The sequence below is a fragment of the Candidatus Baltobacteraceae bacterium genome (assembly GCA_035502855.1).
Lineage (GTDB): Bacteria > Vulcanimicrobiota > Vulcanimicrobiia > Vulcanimicrobiales > Vulcanimicrobiaceae > Aquilonibacter.
Window position 1 is genome coordinate 227,174 of the sequence record DATJTX010000039.1, and the last position, 18,166, is coordinate 245,339.

Sequence of the window (18,166 nt, forward strand, 5' to 3'; positions counted from 1 at the left end):
TCGTCACTGACCGCGCAGCGTTTTCTCCAGCTCGTCGAAGTACGCCGCGTTCGTGAGCGCGCGCGCAGCGCGCAGTTCCACGCCCGAGAGTGCGCGGTCGGTTCCGAGATCTCCCAGCCTCCGGCGGAGTTTGCGTTGCAGCTGCGGCCCGCCGCGCAGTCGTCCCCACGTGCGCTGGACGGGATTGATGCCGGTCGACAAATACGTGCGCCAGTGCGGGTGCAGCTGCGCGAGCTGAACGGCAGTACGCGCCTGCGCGCGCGCCTGAGCGATCATCTTCTCGACATTGCCGCTGCGCGCACGAGGCTTGTAGTGGTAGACGAGCGCTCGCTGATTGAAAACCGCGCGCACGCCGGCGAACCGCAGACGCAAGCCGACGTCGATATCCTCCCAACCGTACTCGGAAAACGATTCGTTAAAGCCGCCGATGTCGCGGATCGCGGCGAGCGGCAACGAGACGTTGGTCGTCCAAAAATAGTTGCCGCTATAATGGCGGATGTTCCAAAGCGGCGGCGGCAGCTCGTCGAAACTCTCGACGTTGATCGCGCCGCCCCGGACGATTGCCTTCGGCGTTCGCGCGTGCGAGCGCAAGTGCTCTTCGACAAAGTTCGGCAGCGGAAGGACGTCGTCGTCGATGAAGATGATGCGCTCGCCGCTCGCGCGGGCAATGCCCGCATTGCGGCCGTGCGCGAGGCCGCTGTTCGGCTGATCGATGACTTCGAAGCGGCAAACCGCTCGTTCGCGCGCCTGCGCGATGACCTCGCTCGTCCGGTCGGTCGAGCCGTCGTTTACCAGCACGACCTCGTACGCGCCGGCGTCGAACGTCTGCTCGAAGCACGCGTCGAGCACGCGCGCGAGCAGAGGCGCGCGGTTATAGGTGCACAGTTGAATCGTGGCGCGCACGAAGAAGCCCACCTCCAATCAGCGAGTCGGCCGAGGCCAGGATCCGATCCACGTCGAGGTTCGCGATGCAGGCGTAATCGCGGCACTTTTCTTTCGTATCGCCCGGGTGACACGGATAGTCCGGGCGGACGAGGGCCGTTTGCGGACCGAGCGGCGCCCAGCGCTCGGGGAAATCGCTCTGAAATGGAAAGATGCCGATCGTCGGCGCGCCGACCGCGGCCGCGACGTGCATCGTGCCGGTCGTGATGCCGACGAAGGCGCGGGCGCGCCGCGCGAGCGCCCCGAACGCTCCGATGCCGAGCCTCCCCGCGACGTTGAAAACCCTGTCATCCTGAGCGTTAACCCGCTCGTCCTGAGCTCTAACCCTGTCATCCTGAGCTCTAACCCTGTCATCCTGAGCTTGTCGAAGGATCGCCGCATTTATGGCCTCGTCGCTCGCAGCCCCGCTGAGCAGCACTGCCGCTTGATAACGGTCCGCGAGCGCACGCGCGAGCGCGGCCCAGCTCCGCACCGGCCAGTTGCCGCGTTGCGAAGCAATCGCGTTCGTCGGATGGAGGATGATGTACGGTCCCTCGACTCCGTTTGCTTCGCTCACGACGCTCGGGATGACAAGGGAAGCTTCCGCTTCGTCGGCGGCGGTCGGAACGAAGCGCGGGATACGATCGGCCGTATCGCACTGGAGTGCGCGAGCGTAGTCGAGCAAGATGTCGGACCAATGCGAGGTGACGTTTCCGTCTTCGCTGCGCACGAGCACGCGTCTGGTGAAATCGCGCGAATACAGACGGCGCGACTGACCGACACGGATGGGAATCTTGGCCAGCTTCGGTATACGCGCGGTGCGCGCCGTCGCCCAGGTCACGACGCACGCGTTGTATTCGCGTTCGCGCAGCGATGCTGCGAGCGCGGCTTCATCGCCGCCGTCATCCACCCAGACCGCGTCGAGATCGGGAACGCGCTCGAGCGTGCTGCGGTGTGCCGGCAGCGTCAAGGCATCGACCCGTTCGTAGCGCTGATGCAGCGCCCGCGCGACGATCGAGGCGATGAGCGAGTCGCCGATGCCGCCGCCCGCGCAATAGAGCAACGCCCGCATTATGACGGTGCCGCCTCGTCGAGCACGCGCACGAGTTCGCGCGCGTACATGCCGTCGAGAAACTGCACCCGTGCCAGCGATCGAACGAACGCGGGAACGTTCGGGCTGGTCGCCATGCCGGCAAAGACCGCCAAAAGCGAATCGGGAAGAAGGTAGCGTGCGCGCAGGAGGTTCACCGGATGCGCCCCGGTCGCCATCCGCGCTCGCGGCGTCGGTTGCTTCTCGAGAAAACGCCGCGCCATCCGCGCCCGCTCCATCACCTTGCGCGTTTCGACTTCGAGCGTGTTGTCGCCGGGCACCTTGATGTGCCAGAGATACGCCTCCCACGCAAAACGCCGGCGCAGCCCGGCTTCGCGCAGACGCACGCCGAGTTCGGTATCCTCCCACCCGTAGAGGTGAAATGCTTCGTCAAACCCGCCGACGGCCTCGATCGCGTGCTTGGGTACGGAAACGTTGCACGTACAAAGGAAGGCGCCCGAATAATTTCCAAGCACCGGCCGCGGCCGCGCCTCGTAGGAGGACACGTTGATGATCGGCCCGTTCACGACCAAATTGCCGGTCGAGTGCGCGGTTTCGTGCGCGGCAAGAAAGCCCGGCGGCAATTGCACGTCGTCGTCGACGAAGAGCACGAGGTAGCCCTGCGCCACCGCGAGCCCGCGATTGCGTGCCTTCCCGCGGTTCGGTTCCGCTTCGAACAGGTAACGCACCGGATACTTGCCGCGCTCGGCCTGCTGCTGCGTCACGGCCTTGGTGTCGTCGCTCGAACCGTTGTCGACGACGATCGCTTCGAAAGAAGGCGCAGCGATCTGCCCCTCGAGCGACGCAAGCGCACGCGCGAGATACGAAGCCCGGTCTTTGGTGGCGATGATGACGGATATGCGCATGATCGATACGTTGCGTTATGACACTGCGAGATCGATGAGCGATTCGGCCATACGGTCGGCGGCCCCCACATGCTGCGCGTAGAGCGCCGCAAGACGCGACCCGCTCTCCCTGAGCCAGCCGGCGTCCTCGAGCCGCTCGAGCGCGACGCGCGCGACCCGGCCGGGCGTCAGCGTGCCGTGCAATTCGCAGATCAGCGATTCGTCCGCGTCCATGTTCGGCTGCGTGTGAAAAGCGAACCGGCGCGAAACGCCCACTGCGACGGCCCGCTTGAGCGGAATACCGACCAGCGGAACGCGGTCGAGATAGGTGAGCGGGCCGTTGAACGTCACCAACTCCGGCGCGTTGAGCGGCGTGATCGCCACCATGGGGATGCCGAGGGTGGCAAGTTCGATGCACTTCGTTCCCGGGATGGTCACGACCAGCCGTGCGCTCATCGCTGCTGCGAGCGCGTTGCGCAGAATCGGGAAGCGAACCGCGCCGTCCCGGCTGGCGAGGAACGCGCGCTCGCCCTCCTCGACCAGACGCCCGCGCTGCGCCCAGACACGCGGGTCGCCGCCACGCTCGATCGCGGCGCGCACGTCGGGTAGCGGCGTGAACGGCGGGAGGCCGAAGGCGATCGGCACGTCCGCTCGCTCGCGCACGATGCGCAGCGCCATCGTGAAGAAAAACGGAATGAGGTTCTCGATCTCGTACCGGCGTGAACCCGGCATGACCAGCAGGCCGTCCGTCGGGGCGCCCGGCTCGACCGGCTGCTGCGCTTCGAGCAGCGCTCCGTCGATCGCGAGATTCCCCACCGTGACGATGCGCTCGGGGCGCGTGCCCCATCCCTCGAGCTGCTCGACGTTCTTCGGATCGACGGCGAAGAAGCGCGCGAAGCGTTCGCGATAGCGGCGCCTGGAAAATTTGTAGGTCGACGCCACGCCGCCCAGGCGCGCGTGCAGGCGCTGCGCGTGCATCAGATCGCCGCCCAGGTATTGTACGACGTCGACGCGATCGGGCAGCCCGGGCGTGCCGCGGCCGAGCGCGACGCGCAGATACGTTTTCGGGTCGTACACGTGCGCGCTCGGAAAGAGCCGCCGCGCGTGCTGCGCCTCGTACCCGGTCGCGTAGTCGTCTGGAACGCAGAAGAGATGCACGTCGAGATCGAGATCGCGTTCGTAGAGTCTGCGTACGAGCGGACGAAACCAGCCGGCAACCTCACCCGGACCGTTCGCGGTGAACGCGATTCGCATGCGACGAGCCGTCAGTTCCCGTAGCGCGCGACGATCTCGCCGATGATGTCGGTAGTGCTGCGCCCGCTCAGGTGCGGCGCCAAGCGAATCTCCCCGCCGTGCGCCAGCACGACCCCTCGCTCGGGCAAGTCTTGCTCGCTATACTGCGCGCTTTTGACGTGCACGTCGGGTCGAATCGCTTCGAGCAGCGCCTCGGGCGTCGTCTCGCCGAATTCGACCGCCACATCGACGCTGCGCAGTCCGCAGACGAGTCGCGCACGGTCGGCGAAGGGCACGATCGGCCGGCGCTCGCCCTTGATCGCACGGACCGACGCATCGCTGTTGATCCCGACGATCAGCGCGTCGCCCTGCGCGCGGGCCCAGGCGAGATATTCCACGTGGCCGGCATGCAGCACATCGAAGACGCCGTTGGTGAAGACGACGCGGCGATCGCGAGCGCGCTGCCGTTCGCGCCATGCCGCGGCCGCTCGTACGTCGAGAAGCGACGCGAAGAATTCAGGAGGCGTGGCCATGCTCGATCAGCGCGAGAATCTCATCGCCGCTCGCCGTCGCGGTGCCGAGTTTTTCGACCACCGCGCCGGCGGCGAAGTTGGCAAGCTGCATTGCGCTCTCGATGCCGGCGCCGCCGGCGAGCGCGAGCGAAAGTACCGCGATGACCGTATCACCCGCACCGGAAACGTCGAAGACCTTGCGTGCGACCGAGGGAATGGTGAGGCGCTCGCCTTCTGCGCCGAAGAGCGACATGCCGTGCTCGCCGCGCGTGATCACGACGTAGCGGCAGCGCAACTCACCGAGCAAATACGCGCCGGCACGCTCGAGCGAAGCGTCGCCGACGATCGCGATACCGCTCGCCGCAGCCGCCTCGGCGGCGTTGGGTGCGACGCAGGTGACGCCGCTGAACAGCTTGAGGTTCTGCGGCTTGGGATCGGCGAGTACGAGCGGGCATGCACGCGCCGCGTCGACGACCTCGACGTTGAGCAAGCCTTTGGCATAGTCGCTGAGGATGACAGCATCGGCGGCAGCGGCGCGTTCGCGAACGTGCGCGACGACGCGTGCGCGATCGCTCGCGCTCAGCGGCGCCGGATCTTCCCAGTCGGCACGCACGACTTGTTGGTTGTGCGCCACGATGCGCGTTTTGCGCGTCGTGGGCCGGTCGCCGACTGAAAAGACGCCGCGGTCGTCGACCGTTTCCTCGCGCAGCATGCGGCGCACGTCGGCGGCAAACGCGTCTTCGCCGACCGTTCCGACGAACTCGACCTTCGCGCCGAGCGAAACGAGGTTGTTCGCCACGTTGCCGGCGCCGCCGAGCGTAAACGAATGATCGGTCACTGCGACCACCGGAACCGGCGCTTCCGGAGAGATGCGCGACACCGTTCCCCAGATCCACTCATCGATCATCAAATCGCCGACGACGAGAATCTTTCGTCCGCGCATGTGCTCGACGAGCGCGCGCGCATCGCGCGTGAGCAGGGTCGCGCTCACGAGCCCCTCATGCGATGTGATCCTCGAAGATCAACCGCTGTTCCACCAGATCGCAAACGATGTGCGCCATCACTTGGTGCACCTCTTGGACGATCGCCGCATAGCCGTCGGGACCGATGAGTGCGAGATCGCTGTGCGCCATCACACTGCCGCCGCCGTTGCCGGTGAAGGCGACCGTCGTCGCGCCCTTCTTCTTCGCCGCCTGCAACGCGAGCACGATGTTGCGCGATGTGCCGCTCGTGGTCATGCCGATCAACACGTCGCCCGGCTGGACGAACGCTTCGACCTGTCGCGCGAAGACGTAGTCGTAGCCGTAGTCGTTGCCGACGCAGGTGAGCGTCGAGGTGTTGACCGAGAGCGCCTCGCTGTTGAGACCGGGACGTTCGCGCAGATACCGCCCCGAGAGTTCCGCCGCCATGTGCTGCGCTTCGGCAGCGCTGCCGCCGTTGCCGCACCAGTAGATGCGTTTTCCCGCGCGCAGCGCGGCGACGATCGCGTCGACGATCGCTTCGACGTCCTTGCGGTAGCCGGTCAGCTCGCGCAGCACTGCGCGGTCTTCGAGCAGCGCGCCGAAATCGCGCTGCGCTTTGTAATCGGTGTTCACGGAACGATCCAGAACAACTCGTCGCCTTGCGAAACGAGCTCACCGTTCTCGGGAATGATCCGCGCGACCGTCCCGCTGTAATCGCTTTGGATCTCGTTGAACAGCTTCATCGCTTCCAGTATGCACAGCACGGACCCGGTCTCGATGCGATCGCCGATTTCCACGAACGGTTCCGCGTCGGGAGAGGACGAGCGGTAGAACACGCCGGTCAAGGGTGCGGTGACGCGCTTGGCGTTCGCCGGCGCGGCCGGTGCGCCGCTGCCCTCGACCGGGTACGGCGCCGCCGCAGGCGTCGCCGGGCTCACGATCGGGGCAACGATTCCGGTCCCCGCCTCGCGGCGGACCAATTCGTAGATCGCATCGCCGACCTTGACCTTGATCCGATCGAGATCGTGTTCGTGCATGATGTCGAGCAGCGAGCGTATCGTCTCGGATTCGTCCTCGTATGCCATTACCTCGCCCCTTCGCCAAGCGCCGCCGCAACGTCTGCCGCGCGGCCGAGCGGCACCCGGCGGTCATCGCGCGCTTCGAGATCGCGCAGCACCAGCTCGCCGGCGGTGAGCTCGTCGCTTCCCAGTATCAAGGCGAAACGCGCGTTGTTGCGATCCGCCAATTTCAGATGCGCCAGTAATTTTCGGTCTTCGTAGTCCATGAAAACCGGTGCGTCGATCTCGCGGCGCAGCAGGTCGACCAACGGCACCAGCATGGCACGCGCTTGCGCGCCAAGGGCAATCGCCTGCACGCCGCGGCGCGGCAACATTCGCTCCCCGTGCACCGCTTCGAGCAGCATCAAAAAGCGCTCGAGCCCGAGCGCGAATCCCACCGCCGGCACATCCGGCCCGCCGAGCGAACGCACGAGGCCGTCGTAGCGGCCGCCGCCGCAGACCGTCGACTGCGCGCCGAGCGCGCTCGAGGTGATCTCGAACACCGTGCGGGTGTAGTAGTCGAGGCCGCGCACGATCGAGGAATCGACAGCGTACGGAATCTGCGCGGCATCGAGATAGCCGCGCAAGGCATCGAAGTGTTCGCGGCACGCATCGCACAGCACGGATTCGAACGTCGGCGCGGAGCGCACGAAGGCGAGATCGCGTTCGTCTTTGCTGTCGAGCACGCGCAATGGATTGCGCTCGAGCCGCCGCTGCGAGTCGGGCGAGAGTTCGCTGCGATGCGGGCCGAAGTGCGCGAGCAGCGCCTCGCGGTAGCGCGGACGGCAGACGTCGTCGCCGATCGAATTGATCCGCAGCTTTGCATCGGTGATCGCGTAGTCGCGCACAAGTTCCCAAGCGAGCGCGATCACTTCGAAGTCGGCCTCGGATCCGGCGTAGCCGGTGCATTCGACGCCGAATTGATGGGCCTGCCGGTAGCGTCCTTTCTGCGGGCGCTCGTAGCGAAAGATCGGCCCGACGTAATAGAGCCGCTGCGGTCCTTGCGCGAAGAGATTGTGTTCGAGCGCGGCGCGCATCACCGGTGCGGTCCACTCCGGGCGCAGCGTCATGCTGCGCTCGCCCTTGTCGGTGAACGTGTACATCTCTTTCTCGACGATGTCGGTCGTCTCGCCGACGCCGCGCACGAAGAGGTCGGTCGCTTCGAACATCGGCGTGCGAATCTCGGTGTAGCCGTACCGCTGCGCCAACTGATGAATCCGGGATTCGAGCTCGAGCCACGCGCGCGAAGCCGGCGGGAGGATATCTTGTGTGCCGCGAGGTGCGGTGATTTTCGACGGCATGGCCTCCCCGAGTTCGCGACACCGGGGACGAAACATTTTCGCGCGCGCACGGTTAGGACGAACATATGAGCAGCTTCGCACTTTTCGGCGCGACGGGGGCGTCCGGCACGGTCATTGCTCAGGCGCTGGACGCAGCCGGTCTCCCGTATCGCGTGGTCGGCCGCGACCGCCCTTCGCTGGAGGCACAGTTCGGCAACGGCCACGCCGAGATCGCCACCTGGAATCCGGAGGATCCGGCGTCGGTGCAGGCAGCTGCGGCCGGCATCGATACGATCGTCTACCTCGTCGGCGTTCCCTACAATCATTTCGAGCTGCACCCGCGCCTGATGCAATCGACGCTCGACGGCGCAATCGCCGCGGGCGTCCGGCGAATGCTCTTGCTCGGTACGGTCTACGCTTTGGGCCGGCCGCAAACGCGGCCGGTGGACGAGTCGCATCCGCGCGATCCGCACACGTTCAAGGGCAAGATGCGCATGGCGCAAGAGGACCTCGTTCTGAGAGCGCACGCGGCGGGCCGGATCGCGGGAACGGTCCTTCGAGTTCCTGATTTCTTCGGGCCCGCCCTTACGAGGAGCCTCGTCTACGACGTCTTCCCCGCCGCGCTGCAGAACCGCCGGGCGACCGTGATCGGACCGATCGACACGCCGCACCAATTTGTCTACGTTCCCGATCTCGGTCCGCTCGTCGTCGCGCTGGCGCGCGAGGACCGTGCGTATGGACGCGCGTGGCACTTCGCCGGCTCGGGCACGATCACGACGCGCGCGTTTGCGCGCATGGTATTCGAAACGGCCGGACGCGGCGAACCGAAGCTCATGGTCGCAAACAAGACGATGCTGCGCGTGCTCGGGCTCTTCGATCCGATCATGCGCGAGCTGGTCGAGATGAACTACCTACAGAGCGATCCGGTCATCCTCGACGATCGCGCGCTGCGCGAATTGCTCCCCGGGCTGCGTGCGACACCGTACCCGGAGGCGATCGCGCAAACGTTGGCCGCAACCAAGGGCGCGTAGACCTAGACGAACGCGGGGCGCGGCGTGAACGTCATGCATGCGCCTCGGAATCTACGTCGCCGCCGCGGTCGCGCTCGCCGCGATTGCGCCGCAGACGCTCATGCTGTTTTTGGCCAGCGCGGCCGGCATCGTGCTGGAAAGCCTGCCTTATTTGGCGTTCGCTACCGCAATCGCGCCCTTTTCCGGACGGCACGCGCATGCGCTCGTGGCCTACCTCGGCTGCGGCTGCACCGGCGGTCCGTCGGCGCGTTCGATTCCGGCGGCGATTGCGACGGCGGCGCTGTTCGGACTTCCGGCGGCGTTCGCGCGCGTAGCTGCGGCGAGCTTCGTTGCACGGCGCGCGCGGCGATGCGCTCACGCGGAGAGCGGCGATCTGCTCGGCGAGGTGCATCGGCTGGCACCGGCGGCACTGCTTGCCGCAGCGGCAGCGGCGTTTGTTCCGATGCTCCCGCTGCGCGTGCTGCCGCCCGTTGCGCTATTTACGGCGGGTGCGCTGCTCGGCGCGATCGTTTCGCCATGCGCACTCGGCGGTATCGCGTTGGCGGCATCGCTGCGTGCGCCGGAGCCGCTCGCGGCCGCAGGCGTGCTGTGCACCGCTGGGATCCTCGACGTCTACGCGCTGCGCTCGCCGCGAGCGCACGGCGCGGCGCGCGATCGGTGGGCCTACGTGCTCCTGGCGCTGGTCTGCGCCCTCGTTGCCGGGCGCGGCGGCGCCTCGCTGGTACACCCGCGCCTCGCGGTTCCGCTCGCGCTGTGCGCGCTGTTCTGCTTGTACGCCGCCTGGCGCGAACGCGCAAAACCGAGCGCGTCGTTTCGCCTGCTACCGGCCCTCCTGCTCGCCGTGGCCGTCGCCGGCGCGCCCGCGCCGGTGTATCGCGCCACGGAAACCACGCTCGCCGATGCGTTTCCGGGCGAACACGTCGACTTCACCGGTGTTGCCGTGAGCTCACGCACGGTATCGGCCCTGGTGCGTTACGCGATCGTCTGCTGCCGCGCCGACGCCGCGCCCGTTGCGCTCGCGCTCGATCGCAACGTCGCACGTTTCAACGGGCGCTGGCTACACGCGAGCGGCGCACTCGAATCGCACGACGGTATGCTTCGTCTGCGCGTCGAGCATCTGGCGCCGGTACCGCCGCCGTCAGATCCGTTCGTCTATCGTTAAGAGAGCACGGCGGCTTTGCGCTTCTCGAGCACCTCGACCGGGATGCCGTTCGGATCTTCGATGAACGCGATCGCGCGCGTCCCGCTCGGCGATTTGTAGACGTCTTTGAGAATCTTAACGCCCTGCTCGCGCAGTTTTTTGATGTACGGTTCGAGTTCGCCGTCGGCTTCGATCGCCAGGTGCTCGTACCGGTTTCCGATCGCGTACGGCGGATGTTCTTCGAGATCGTAGACCAGCTCGATGTACGCGTTCCAATCCGAGCCGACGAACGCCATGTCGGCGTTGCCGGGATAGTGGAACGGCCCGTCGAGGAGTTCGAGCCCGAGCTTGTTGGTGTAAAAATCGATCGATTCGTCCATGTCGTTGACGAAGATCGACGTATGCAAAAATCGTGGCATTGCTAGAGTATAGCGCGAGCGAAGCCGCGCGACTTTAACGGACAAAGCTTCAGCTTTGGCCGGTAAAGTCTAGTGCAAGAAATACCGGTACGACGAGAAGACCAGCGATACCCCGAGGCGATCGGCCGCGGCAATGACTTGCTCGTCGCGGATCGAACCGCCCGGCGCGATGATCGCCGTGCAACCGCTCGCCGCCGCCGCTTCGAGGCCGTCGGCGAACGGAAAGAACCCGTCGCTTGCGCAGGCCGCGCCGCGAGCCGCCTCGCCGGCGCGATGCGCTGCAATCTCTACCGCGCTCACGCGATTGGTTTGGCCGGCGCAAATGCCGCGCGTCGTGCCGCCCTGAGCGATCACGATCCCGTTCGATTTCACGTGGCGCACGACGTCCCAGGCAAAGGCGAGGTCGTGCCATTCTTGCGCGCTCGGTTGATGTTTCGAGACGACGCGCCAGTGTTCGGCCGGCGCGCTCGGATTGTCGTCTTCAGCGAGCACGCCGCCGAGCGCGCTGCGCACGCGCAGCTCGCGCGCCAACTCGTCCGGAAGCGAGGATCGAAAACGCATGATGCGCAGATCGCGCAATTTCTTGGTGCTCGCCAGCAGCTCGAGCGCGTCGCGATCGAAGCCCGGTGCAGCCACGATCTCGAGAAAGAATTTCGTCAGCGATTGCGCCGCTTCAAGATCGATCGGTGCGTCGGTCGCAATGATCCCGCCGTAGGCCGAGACCGGATCGGCCTCGAGTGCATCCTGCACGGCCTTGCCGACGCTCGAACGCTGCGCCACGCCGCACGGCACCGTGTGCTTCACGACCGCCGCCCGCACGAAACGTTCGTGCTCGCTGCCGAATTCCGCGCCCATCGGCGCGCGCGAAAGCATGCGCAGGGTGGCGTCCAGATCGAGCAGATTGTTGTACGAGAGCGCCTTGCCGTGCAGCTGTTCGGGCAAACGATCGGGACGGTCGAGGTAGAAGGCGGCGCGATTCTGCGGGTTGGTCCCGTAGCGCAAGCGCTGCGCGAGCGGCAGCGTTACGGTCAGCGCGCCCGGCAGCTCACTGGGCAGCACCGAGCCTTCGATCGCGAGATAGTGCGCGATTGCCGCGTCGTATTCGGCGGTGCGCTCGAAGGCCGCGATCGCCAGCTCCCGCCGCATCTGCGCCGGGATTTGGTCCTTACGCAACGCCTCGATGAACGGCGCGTACTGCGAGGGATGCGTGAGCACCGCGACGTGATCGAAGTTCTTCGCCGCCGCGCGCAAGAGCGCGACGCCGCCGATGTCGATTTGCTCGATCGCCTCGCGGTGCGCCGCTCCGGGTTTTGCCACCGTCGCTTCGAACGGATAAAGATTCACCACGATCGTCGTGAGCGGCGCGATCGCGTACTTCTCGGCTTGTTCTTGATGCGCCCGGTCGTCGCGATCGTAGAGAATCGCGCCGAAGACTTTCGGGTGCAGCGTTTTGACGCGGCCGTCGAAAAGCGGCGGAAAACCGGTCATCTCGCCGACGTCGTGCGCCGGCACGCCATGATTTTGCAGATATTGCCGCGTGCCGCCGGTCGCGTAGATCACCGTCCCGCGTTCATGCAGCGCGCGGGCCAGATCGACCGATCCGTTCTTGTCCGAAAGAGAGAAGAGCGCCGCCGGCCTGGTGCGGTCAGGCAAGGGCAAGCTCCGGATGACGTTCGCTCGAGAGCGTCGCCGCGATGATCGTGCTCACGCCCGGCTCCTTCATCGTGACGCCGTACATGCGGTCGGCCAATTCCATCGTCTTCTTGTTGTGCGTCACGATGATCATCTGCGAATCGCCCGCCAGTTCGCGCACCATGTCGGAGAAGCTCTCCACGTTCGCGTCATCGAGCGCGGCGTCGACCTCGTCGAGCAGATAGAACGGCGACGGCTTGACCGCGATCAGCGCGAAGATCAGCGCCGCGGCCGTCATCGCGCGCTCGCCGCCGGAGAGCGCCGTGAGCGGCATCTGTTTCTTGCCCGGCGGCGCGACCGCGATCTCGATGCCGGTCTCGGAAAGATTCTCGGGGTTGGTCTGCCACATCTTGGCCTCGGCCCCGGGGAAGAGTTTGGTGTACATCTGCGCGAACGCGCTCGCCACTTTGTCGAACGTTTCGTTGAACAGCGTTTGCGACTGCGCTTCGATTTCTTTGATCGATTCCAGCAGCGTCTCGCGCGCTTTGGCCAGATCCTCCATTTGCGTGCGCAGAAACGCCTCGCGCTCGCTAAGCTCTTCGCGTTCGGCTTCGGCGTTGAGATTCACGTTGGCCGAGAGACGCCCGAGTTCGTCGCGCAACCGCAGCAAGTCGTCGAGCACGCTGTCGGGTTCTTCGGCGTAGCGCTGTTCGACGTCGCGGCATTCCTCGTCGGTTGCCGGGTTTTGCGCGAACTGCGAAACCAACATCCCGAGTTCCGCCTCGATCTCGGCCAGACGCGTCCGCTGACGCTCGCCGCCGGCGGCCGCTTCGCGTTCCTCGTGTTCAGCCGTACGAAGATCGGCTTCGAGCTGCAGCAGCGCGTTGGCCATGCTCTCGCGCTCGCGCCGCGCCGTATCGAGCTTCGCGTCCAGATCGCTTACCCCGCGGTGCAGCCCTTCGAGGTGCGCGTGCGAACTGCGCGTCTGCTCGGCCAGCGAGCCGATTTCGGAAAGCATCGTTTCGCGCGCGATGCGCGCGCGCTGGCTGTCTTGGTCGAGCATTCCCAAACGGCCGCGCGAAGCATCCCGCTCGGCCGCCAGTGCCGCGGCGCGCTCGCGCAAATCGCCCGCGCGCCGGCTCGCAGCCAGCTGCGCGTCTTCGGCCTGCGCGATTTCGGCGCGCGCGCGCGCCAGCTCGGCTTCAAAGTGCGCGCGCTCTTCGTCGCTCGCCATCGCTTCGGGCTCGGGCGCTTCGAGCACGCGCTCGCGCTCGCGCGCCTCGCGCGCACGGTTGAGCGATTCCTCGACGTGCGCGCGCGCCCGCGTGACTTCATCGTGCATCCGCTCGAGTTCGCCCGCCAGCGAGGCCATCTCGGTGCGCAGCTCCGCGCTCTGCAATTCGATCTTCGTCAGGCGCTCGCGGGCGGCATCGCGTGCGGCAACCGCGCGCTCGACGCGCCCCGTCGCTTCACCGGCAGCGCGTTCGAGCGATTCGAGCTTGGCGCGCAGCCCGGTGAGCGCTTCGCGCAGGCTCTGCGCCTGTACCCGGCGCGAGAGAATCGAGCGCTCGCGCTTGAAGCGCCCTCCGGTGATCGCTCCGCCGCCCGCGATCTGCTCGCCGGAAAGCGTCACGATCGTATCGCGCAAGCCGCGCTCGCGCACCAGATGAATGCCCGTTTGCAGCGTGTCGACCACCAGCACGTTCCCCACCAGGAACCGCACCACGCCTTCGTACTGCGGCTGCGTGCGAACCAGGGTGTGCGCGTAGCCGATTACGCCGCTCGTGCGCTCGAGTTCCGCCGTCAGAGCCTTGGCGTCGCGATTGCCCAGCGTGTCGAGCGGCAAAAACGTCGCGCGTCCCTGCTCGCTGCGATTGAGAAACTCGATCGCGTGCTCGGCATCTTCCGAGGTCGCCGTGATGATGTTCGAAAGACGCGCACCGAAGGCCACGTCCATCGCGCGCGCATAGCGCTCGTCGGTCGTGATGACGTTGGAGACGATGCCTTCGATGCCGCGCAGCTCGCCGCGCTGCCACGCTTCGACGACGGCGCGCGTCCCCGGCACGTGCCCTTCGAGCGAGTTCTCCAGTTCTTCGATCGTGTGCAGGCGCGATTCGGCGGCTTTGACCTCGCCGGTTTGATCGCGGTGCGCCTCGAGCGCGGCGGCGAGGTGGCTTTGCGCCAGCGCCAGCGTTTCTTCGGCGCGATCGGTGCTATCGCGCGCGCCGGAAGATTGCGCTTCGAGCGCTGCGAGCCGCATCTCGCGCTCGGCATATTTTTGCGCGGCTGTCCCGGCGGCGAGTTCGCGCTGCGCGACGAGTTCGCGCGCGGCGTGCGCCTCGCCCTCGAGCCGCTCGGCTTCGGCGCGCGAGTTCTCGCCCTGAACCCGACGCTCGGCGCGTTTGGCGGCGACCTGGGAGGCGTGCGCTTCGACCTCGCGCAGTTGGGTGAAGATCGAATCGAGCTGTGCGCGGGCTTGCGCGAGCGTCGTCTGCGCCGCCAACTCGCCCTCTCGCGCGGCGTCCAACTCGGCGGCGAGCGGCGCGAGCTGCGCTTCGAGCCGCGCGATCGTCGCGGCGAGCGATTCGCGCTCAGCCTGCACGCGCGCCGCGTCTTCATGCGTCTGCGTCGACTGCGCTTCGAGCGCTTCGCGCCGCGCGAGCGCGGCGGCATAGTCGGCTTCGATGCGCGCAAGCTCGGCGCGTTTGCTCTGCGCCTGTCCGCGAATTTCTTCGAGTTGCAGTTCTTGCTGATAGGCGCGGGTGCGAAGCTCGGCCAGGTTCGCGCCGAGTTCCGCGACCTTCCCGGCGGCGGCGCCGCGAATTTCCTCTTGCTTCTCGAGCTCCACCCGCAGTGTTTCGCGTTCGCCGCGGCGCGACGCGCTGGCGCGAATGTACGAGAGAATCTCGAGATCGCGCACGCGCGTGCTCACTTTACGGTAACGCTTGGCGCGGCGCACCTGCGCGTCGAGCTCGGGCATGCGCCGCTCGAGTTCGGCGATGAGGTCGTTGATGCGAATCGCGTTGTTCTCGGTCTGTTCGAGGCGCCGCATCGACTCGTGCTTGCGCGAGAGAAACTTGTTGATGCCGGCCGTCTCTTCGAAGAGCGCGCGGCGTTCGGTCGGCTTGCTGGTGAGAATCGAATCGATTTGGCCTTGCGAGACGATCGAATACGAGCCCGGCCCGAGCCCCGTCCCCATCAACAGCTCGACGATGTCGCGCAAGCGCACTTGATTGCGGTTGATGAAGTATTCGCTCTCGCCGGCGCGGTACGCGCGGCGCGTGATCTCGACCTCGCTGAATTCGATCGGCAAGCGCCCCGAGGCGTTGTCGAAGGTGAGCGAGACCTCGGCGAGACCGAGCGGCTTTCGCTTATCGTTGCCGGCGAAGATCACGTCTTCGAGTTTGCCTGAGCGCAGGCTGCGGCTCGACGTCTCGCCGAGCACCCAGCGAAAGGCGTCGACCAGATTCGACTTCCCCGATCCGTTCGGCCCGACGATCGCAGTGATGCCCTCGTCAAAATCGAGAGCCGTGGCCTCGGCAAACGTCTTGAATCCGAAGGCTTTGATCTTCTTTAGATGCATTCCCTAATCCGAGAAAAGAGAGGCTAGAGCCGCTTCTGCCGCGGCTTGCTGTGCAGCTTTCTTCGATGGACCGCTGCCGGTTCCCAACGTCTTTCCCTTGACCTGCACGCTCGAGGAGAAGTGCGGCTGCTGCGGTGTGCCGCGGCTGCGGTCGCGGTACACGGGTGTTGCCGAGAGGTGCTCCTGCGCGTAGTGCTGCAGGCGCGTTTTGGGGTCGAGTAAGGCCTCCGGCGTATGCTCGAGCTGTTCGACGTGCTCGCGGATCACGAACGTTCGAGCCTTCTCGATGCCGTACCGCAGCGCCAGCGCCGCCACGAACGCCTCGAACGCATCGGCGAGAATCGAGCTGTTCTCGGCTCCGCCCGCGTTACGCATCCCCGTCCCCAACTCGAGCAGCTCCGGGAAACCGAGCCGGCGCGCCGAGTGCGCAAGCTGCGCGTCATTGACGATTGCGGCCTTGCGCACGGTGAGCCGGCCCTCGGATTCCTCGGGGAAACGTTCGAACAACCACCCCGCGGTGATGAATCCGAGCACCGAATCGCCGAGGAATTCCATCCGTTCGTTCGACCGAGCGCCGCGCTCTTTGGCGTGGCTCTCATGCACGAAGGCCTGCTCGATCAGCGCCAGATCGCCGGCCACGCGAACGCCGGCGCGGGCCAGCAGCCCCCGCAGACGCCGTCTGCGATTCTCGCCGGCCATCCTGCACGTGCGCTGCTTAGCGCACCTTTCCAAAAACGATCACGCTGTTGTGCCCGCCGAATCCGAATGAGTTCGAGAGCGCGACCTCGATCGGCGCTTTGCGCGCGATGTTGGGCACGTAGTCGAGCGTGCACTCGGGATCGGGAAATTCGTAATTGATCGTCGGCGGCATGATGTCGTTCTGCACCGCCAGCACGGTCGCCACGCCCTCGAGACCGCCGGCCCCGCCGAGCGCGTGGCCGTGCATCGACTTGGTCGAGCTCACGCCGATTTGCGGGGCATGAGCGCCGAAGGCTTTTTCGATCGCCTTCGATTCGGCTGGATCGCCGATCGGGGTCGAGGTTCCGTGCGCGTTGATGTAATCGACGTCGTCCGGCCCGATACCGGCCGACTTGAACGCGCGCGCAAACGCAAGCGCGACGCCGTTGCCGTCCGGGTCGACCGCGACCAGGTCATACGCGTCGGCCGACTGACCGTAGCCCAGGACTTCGCAGTAGATCTTCGCTCCGCGTGCGAGCGCGTGATCGTACTCCTCGAAAACGAGAATACCCGCACCCTCGCCGAGCACGAAGCCGTCGCGCTCCCGATCGAACGGACGCGATGCTCGGGTGGGCTCGTCGTTGCGCGTCGACATCGCCTTCATCGAACAGAAGCCGCCGACTGCGAGCGGAGAGATGCAGGCCTCCGATCCGCCGGTGATCATTGCCAGCGCATCACCATACGCGACCGCGTTGTAGGCGGTGACGATCGCGTCGTTGGCCGACGCGCACGCGCTCGCCGCGGCAAAGATCGGTCCGCGAAAGCCGTACTGCATCGAAACGTGCGCCGGAGCCGCGTTCGACATCAGCATCGGGATGAAGAACGGCGAGGTCTTGGTCCAGTTGCCGACCTGCGCAGCCTTCTCCGACTCGAACCAGAAGGTTTGGATGCCGCCGATCCCACTGCCGATAATCGCGCCGACTTGGTCCTTGAACGCCTGATCCTCGGGCATCGCCGAATCGGCAATCGCCTCTTTGGCGGCGACGAAGGCATACTGCGTGAAAGGGTCCATCCGCCGCGAGAGCTTGCGCCCGATCAGTTCGTCGGGTTTGAAGTCTTTGACCTCGGCCGCGATCCGCGTGGTAAAGGCGCTCGCATCGAAACTGGTGATCGGACCCACGCCGGACTCTCCGGCGATCAGGCGCCTCCAGAACTCTTCATGGGTATTTCCGAGGGGAGTCACCGCGCCGAGGCCGGTGACGACGACACGTCGTTTGTCCAAAACGCCTCACAGTTACGGCCGCGACCCCGGTCAACCTTCCCCAATCTGCGCAGGGCCTGCGTGATACACTCGAACGGTGAAACGCGCCGCTCTTCTCCTCGCAACCCTGGCCCTCGTCGCCGCCGCGAGCACCGGCGCGGGCGCGCAGCAGCAGACGTTTTGGACGGCGCACGCCGGCGCGACCGGTCGGCCGACGCCGTCGGCGCAGCCGATCAGCCCGTACATCTACTACAATGCCTGCGCACAGGGCGCAAAGCGTACCGCGAAGAGCGGGAATGCGAAGCGAACCGGAGGTTCACCGGGTGTCAAAGGAATGCAGTGCGGCGGACGCCGCCCCTCGCCGCACCCGAGCAGACGGCCTAGGGAAGCTCTGAAGAAGTCGCTGTACCGATCGCAAGGAGCATTTTCCGGTGCGAATCGAGGCGCATCCGAGGGAGCATAGCAACGCGCTCTGTGACCGAGGATGCAACGAAGACCCGCACCGGAAAATGCCCTTGCC

At 66.2% G+C, this 18,166-nt stretch carries 17 protein-coding genes; 3 read left to right on the forward strand and 14 right to left on the reverse strand.

Annotation, left to right across the window (positions count from 1 at the left end):
- Positions 1–3 precede the first annotated feature (3 nt).
- The 9 genes from VMF11_16275 to hisS are packed head-to-tail and all read right to left on the reverse strand — an operon-like array spanning position 4 to position 7,922.
- Complete coding sequence (locus VMF11_16275; protein ID HTU71861.1) at positions 4–903, reverse strand: glycosyltransferase family A protein; 900 nt, start codon at positions 901–903, stop codon at positions 4–6.
- A complete protein-coding gene (locus VMF11_16280; protein HTU71862.1) occupies positions 872–1,993 on the reverse strand; it encodes a glycosyltransferase family 9 protein in 1,122 nt (373 codons plus the stop codon). Before VMF11_16280 ends, VMF11_16275 begins: the two co-directional genes overlap by 32 nt.
- A complete protein-coding gene (locus VMF11_16285; GenBank protein HTU71863.1) occupies positions 1,993–2,877 on the reverse strand; it encodes a glycosyltransferase in 885 nt (294 codons plus the stop codon). Before VMF11_16285 ends, VMF11_16280 begins: the two co-directional genes overlap by 1 nt.
- Positions 2,878–2,892: 15 nt before the next feature.
- Positions 2,893–4,110, reverse strand: coding sequence for a hypothetical protein (locus VMF11_16290; protein HTU71864.1), 1,218 nt, complete (start codon positions 4,108–4,110; stop codon positions 2,893–2,895).
- An 11-nt stretch (positions 4,111–4,121) separates the two neighbouring features.
- Positions 4,122–4,622 carry an adenylyltransferase/cytidyltransferase family protein gene (locus VMF11_16295; GenBank protein HTU71865.1) on the reverse strand — a complete coding sequence of 167 codons (501 nt, stop codon included), beginning with the start codon at positions 4,620–4,622 and terminating at the stop codon, positions 4,122–4,124.
- Complete coding sequence (gene rfaE1, locus VMF11_16300; GenBank protein HTU71866.1) at positions 4,606–5,592, reverse strand: D-glycero-beta-D-manno-heptose-7-phosphate kinase; 987 nt, start codon at positions 5,590–5,592, stop codon at positions 4,606–4,608. The genes VMF11_16295 and rfaE1 overlap by 17 nt, the downstream gene beginning before the upstream one ends.
- A gap of 7 nt (positions 5,593–5,599) precedes the next feature.
- Positions 5,600–6,196, reverse strand: coding sequence for an SIS domain-containing protein (locus VMF11_16305; protein ID HTU71867.1), 597 nt, complete (start codon positions 6,194–6,196; stop codon positions 5,600–5,602).
- Positions 6,193–6,648, reverse strand: a complete 456-nt coding sequence (locus VMF11_16310) for a biotin/lipoyl-containing protein (protein HTU71868.1) — start codon at positions 6,646–6,648, stop codon at positions 6,193–6,195. Before VMF11_16310 ends, VMF11_16305 begins: the two co-directional genes overlap by 4 nt.
- The gene (gene hisS / locus VMF11_16315; protein ID HTU71869.1) at positions 6,648–7,922 is read right to left on the reverse strand and encodes a histidine--tRNA ligase; all 1,275 of its coding nucleotides are present in this window, start codon (positions 7,920–7,922) and stop codon (positions 6,648–6,650) included. The genes VMF11_16310 and hisS overlap by 1 nt, the downstream gene beginning before the upstream one ends.
- 65 nt (positions 7,923–7,987) lie before the next feature.
- On the opposite strand from hisS, the gene VMF11_16320 reads away from it, so the two are divergent.
- Together VMF11_16320 and VMF11_16325 are read left to right on the forward strand one after the other, a co-directional pair.
- Entirely contained in the window at positions 7,988–8,932 is a 945-nt protein-coding gene (locus tag VMF11_16320) for an NAD-dependent epimerase/dehydratase family protein (GenBank protein ID HTU71870.1), read from the forward strand.
- Positions 8,933–8,969: 37 nt separating this feature from the next.
- Positions 8,970–10,094: a hypothetical protein gene (locus tag VMF11_16325; protein HTU71871.1), complete on the forward strand. Its 1,125-nt coding sequence runs from the start codon at positions 8,970–8,972 to the stop codon at positions 10,092–10,094.
- Here VMF11_16325 and VMF11_16330 read toward each other — a convergent pair.
- The 5 genes from VMF11_16330 to fabF all read right to left on the reverse strand — a co-directional run bounded on the left by VMF11_16330 (position 10,091) and on the right by fabF (position 17,667).
- On the reverse strand, positions 10,091–10,492 hold the full coding sequence (locus VMF11_16330) for a VOC family protein (protein ID HTU71872.1): 402 nt from the start codon (positions 10,490–10,492) through the stop codon (positions 10,091–10,093). The genes VMF11_16325 and VMF11_16330 overlap by 4 nt on opposite strands.
- A gap of 69 nt (positions 10,493–10,561) precedes the next feature.
- The gene (gene purH / locus VMF11_16335) at positions 10,562–12,145 is read right to left on the reverse strand and encodes a bifunctional phosphoribosylaminoimidazolecarboxamide formyltransferase/IMP cyclohydrolase (protein ID HTU71873.1); all 1,584 of its coding nucleotides are present in this window, start codon (positions 12,143–12,145) and stop codon (positions 10,562–10,564) included.
- On the reverse strand, positions 12,138–15,707 hold the full coding sequence (smc, locus tag VMF11_16340; GenBank protein HTU71874.1) for a chromosome segregation protein SMC: 3,570 nt from the start codon (positions 15,705–15,707) through the stop codon (positions 12,138–12,140). The genes purH and smc overlap by 8 nt, the downstream gene beginning before the upstream one ends.
- A 3-nt stretch (positions 15,708–15,710) precedes the next feature.
- Positions 15,711–16,406, reverse strand: coding sequence for a ribonuclease III (gene rnc, locus VMF11_16345; GenBank protein HTU71875.1), 696 nt, complete (start codon positions 16,404–16,406; stop codon positions 15,711–15,713).
- A 16-nt stretch (positions 16,407–16,422) separates the two neighbouring features.
- Complete coding sequence (fabF, locus tag VMF11_16350; GenBank protein ID HTU71876.1) at positions 16,423–17,667, reverse strand: beta-ketoacyl-ACP synthase II; 1,245 nt, start codon at positions 17,665–17,667, stop codon at positions 16,423–16,425.
- Positions 17,668–17,743: 76 nt separating this feature from the next.
- Here fabF and VMF11_16355 point away from each other — a divergent pair, with 76 nt between their 5' ends.
- Entirely contained in the window at positions 17,744–18,109 is a 366-nt protein-coding gene (locus VMF11_16355; protein ID HTU71877.1) for a hypothetical protein, read from the forward strand.
- The last annotated feature ends 57 nt before the right edge of the window (positions 18,110–18,166 follow it).

Coding starts and splice junctions, on each gene's coding strand:
- VMF11_16280 (HTU71862.1), bottom strand. CDS start 1,993: ATGCGGGCGTTGCTCTATTGCGCGGGCGGCGGCATCGGCGACTCGCTC.
- VMF11_16320 (HTU71870.1), top strand. CDS start 7,988: ATGAGCAGCTTCGCACTTTTCGGCGCGACGGGGGCGTCCGGCACGGTC.
- VMF11_16330 (HTU71872.1), bottom strand. CDS start 10,492: ATGCCACGATTTTTGCATACGTCGATCTTCGTCAACGACATGGACGAA.
- rnc (HTU71875.1), bottom strand. CDS start 16,406: ATGGCCGGCGAGAATCGCAGACGGCGTCTGCGGGGGCTGCTGGCCCGC.
- VMF11_16295 (HTU71865.1), bottom strand. CDS start 4,622: ATGGCCACGCCTCCTGAATTCTTCGCGTCGCTTCTCGACGTACGAGCG.
- VMF11_16325 (HTU71871.1), top strand. CDS start 8,970: ATGCGCCTCGGAATCTACGTCGCCGCCGCGGTCGCGCTCGCCGCGATT.
- hisS (HTU71869.1), bottom strand. CDS start 7,922: ATGCCGTCGAAAATCACCGCACCTCGCGGCACACAAGATATCCTCCCG.
- smc (HTU71874.1), bottom strand. CDS start 15,707: ATGCATCTAAAGAAGATCAAAGCCTTCGGATTCAAGACGTTTGCCGAG.
- VMF11_16285 (HTU71863.1), bottom strand. CDS start 2,877: ATGCGCATATCCGTCATCATCGCCACCAAAGACCGGGCTTCGTATCTC.
- VMF11_16290 (HTU71864.1), bottom strand. CDS start 4,110: ATGCGAATCGCGTTCACCGCGAACGGTCCGGGTGAGGTTGCCGGCTGG.
- VMF11_16310 (HTU71868.1), bottom strand. CDS start 6,648: ATGGCATACGAGGACGAATCCGAGACGATACGCTCGCTGCTCGACATC.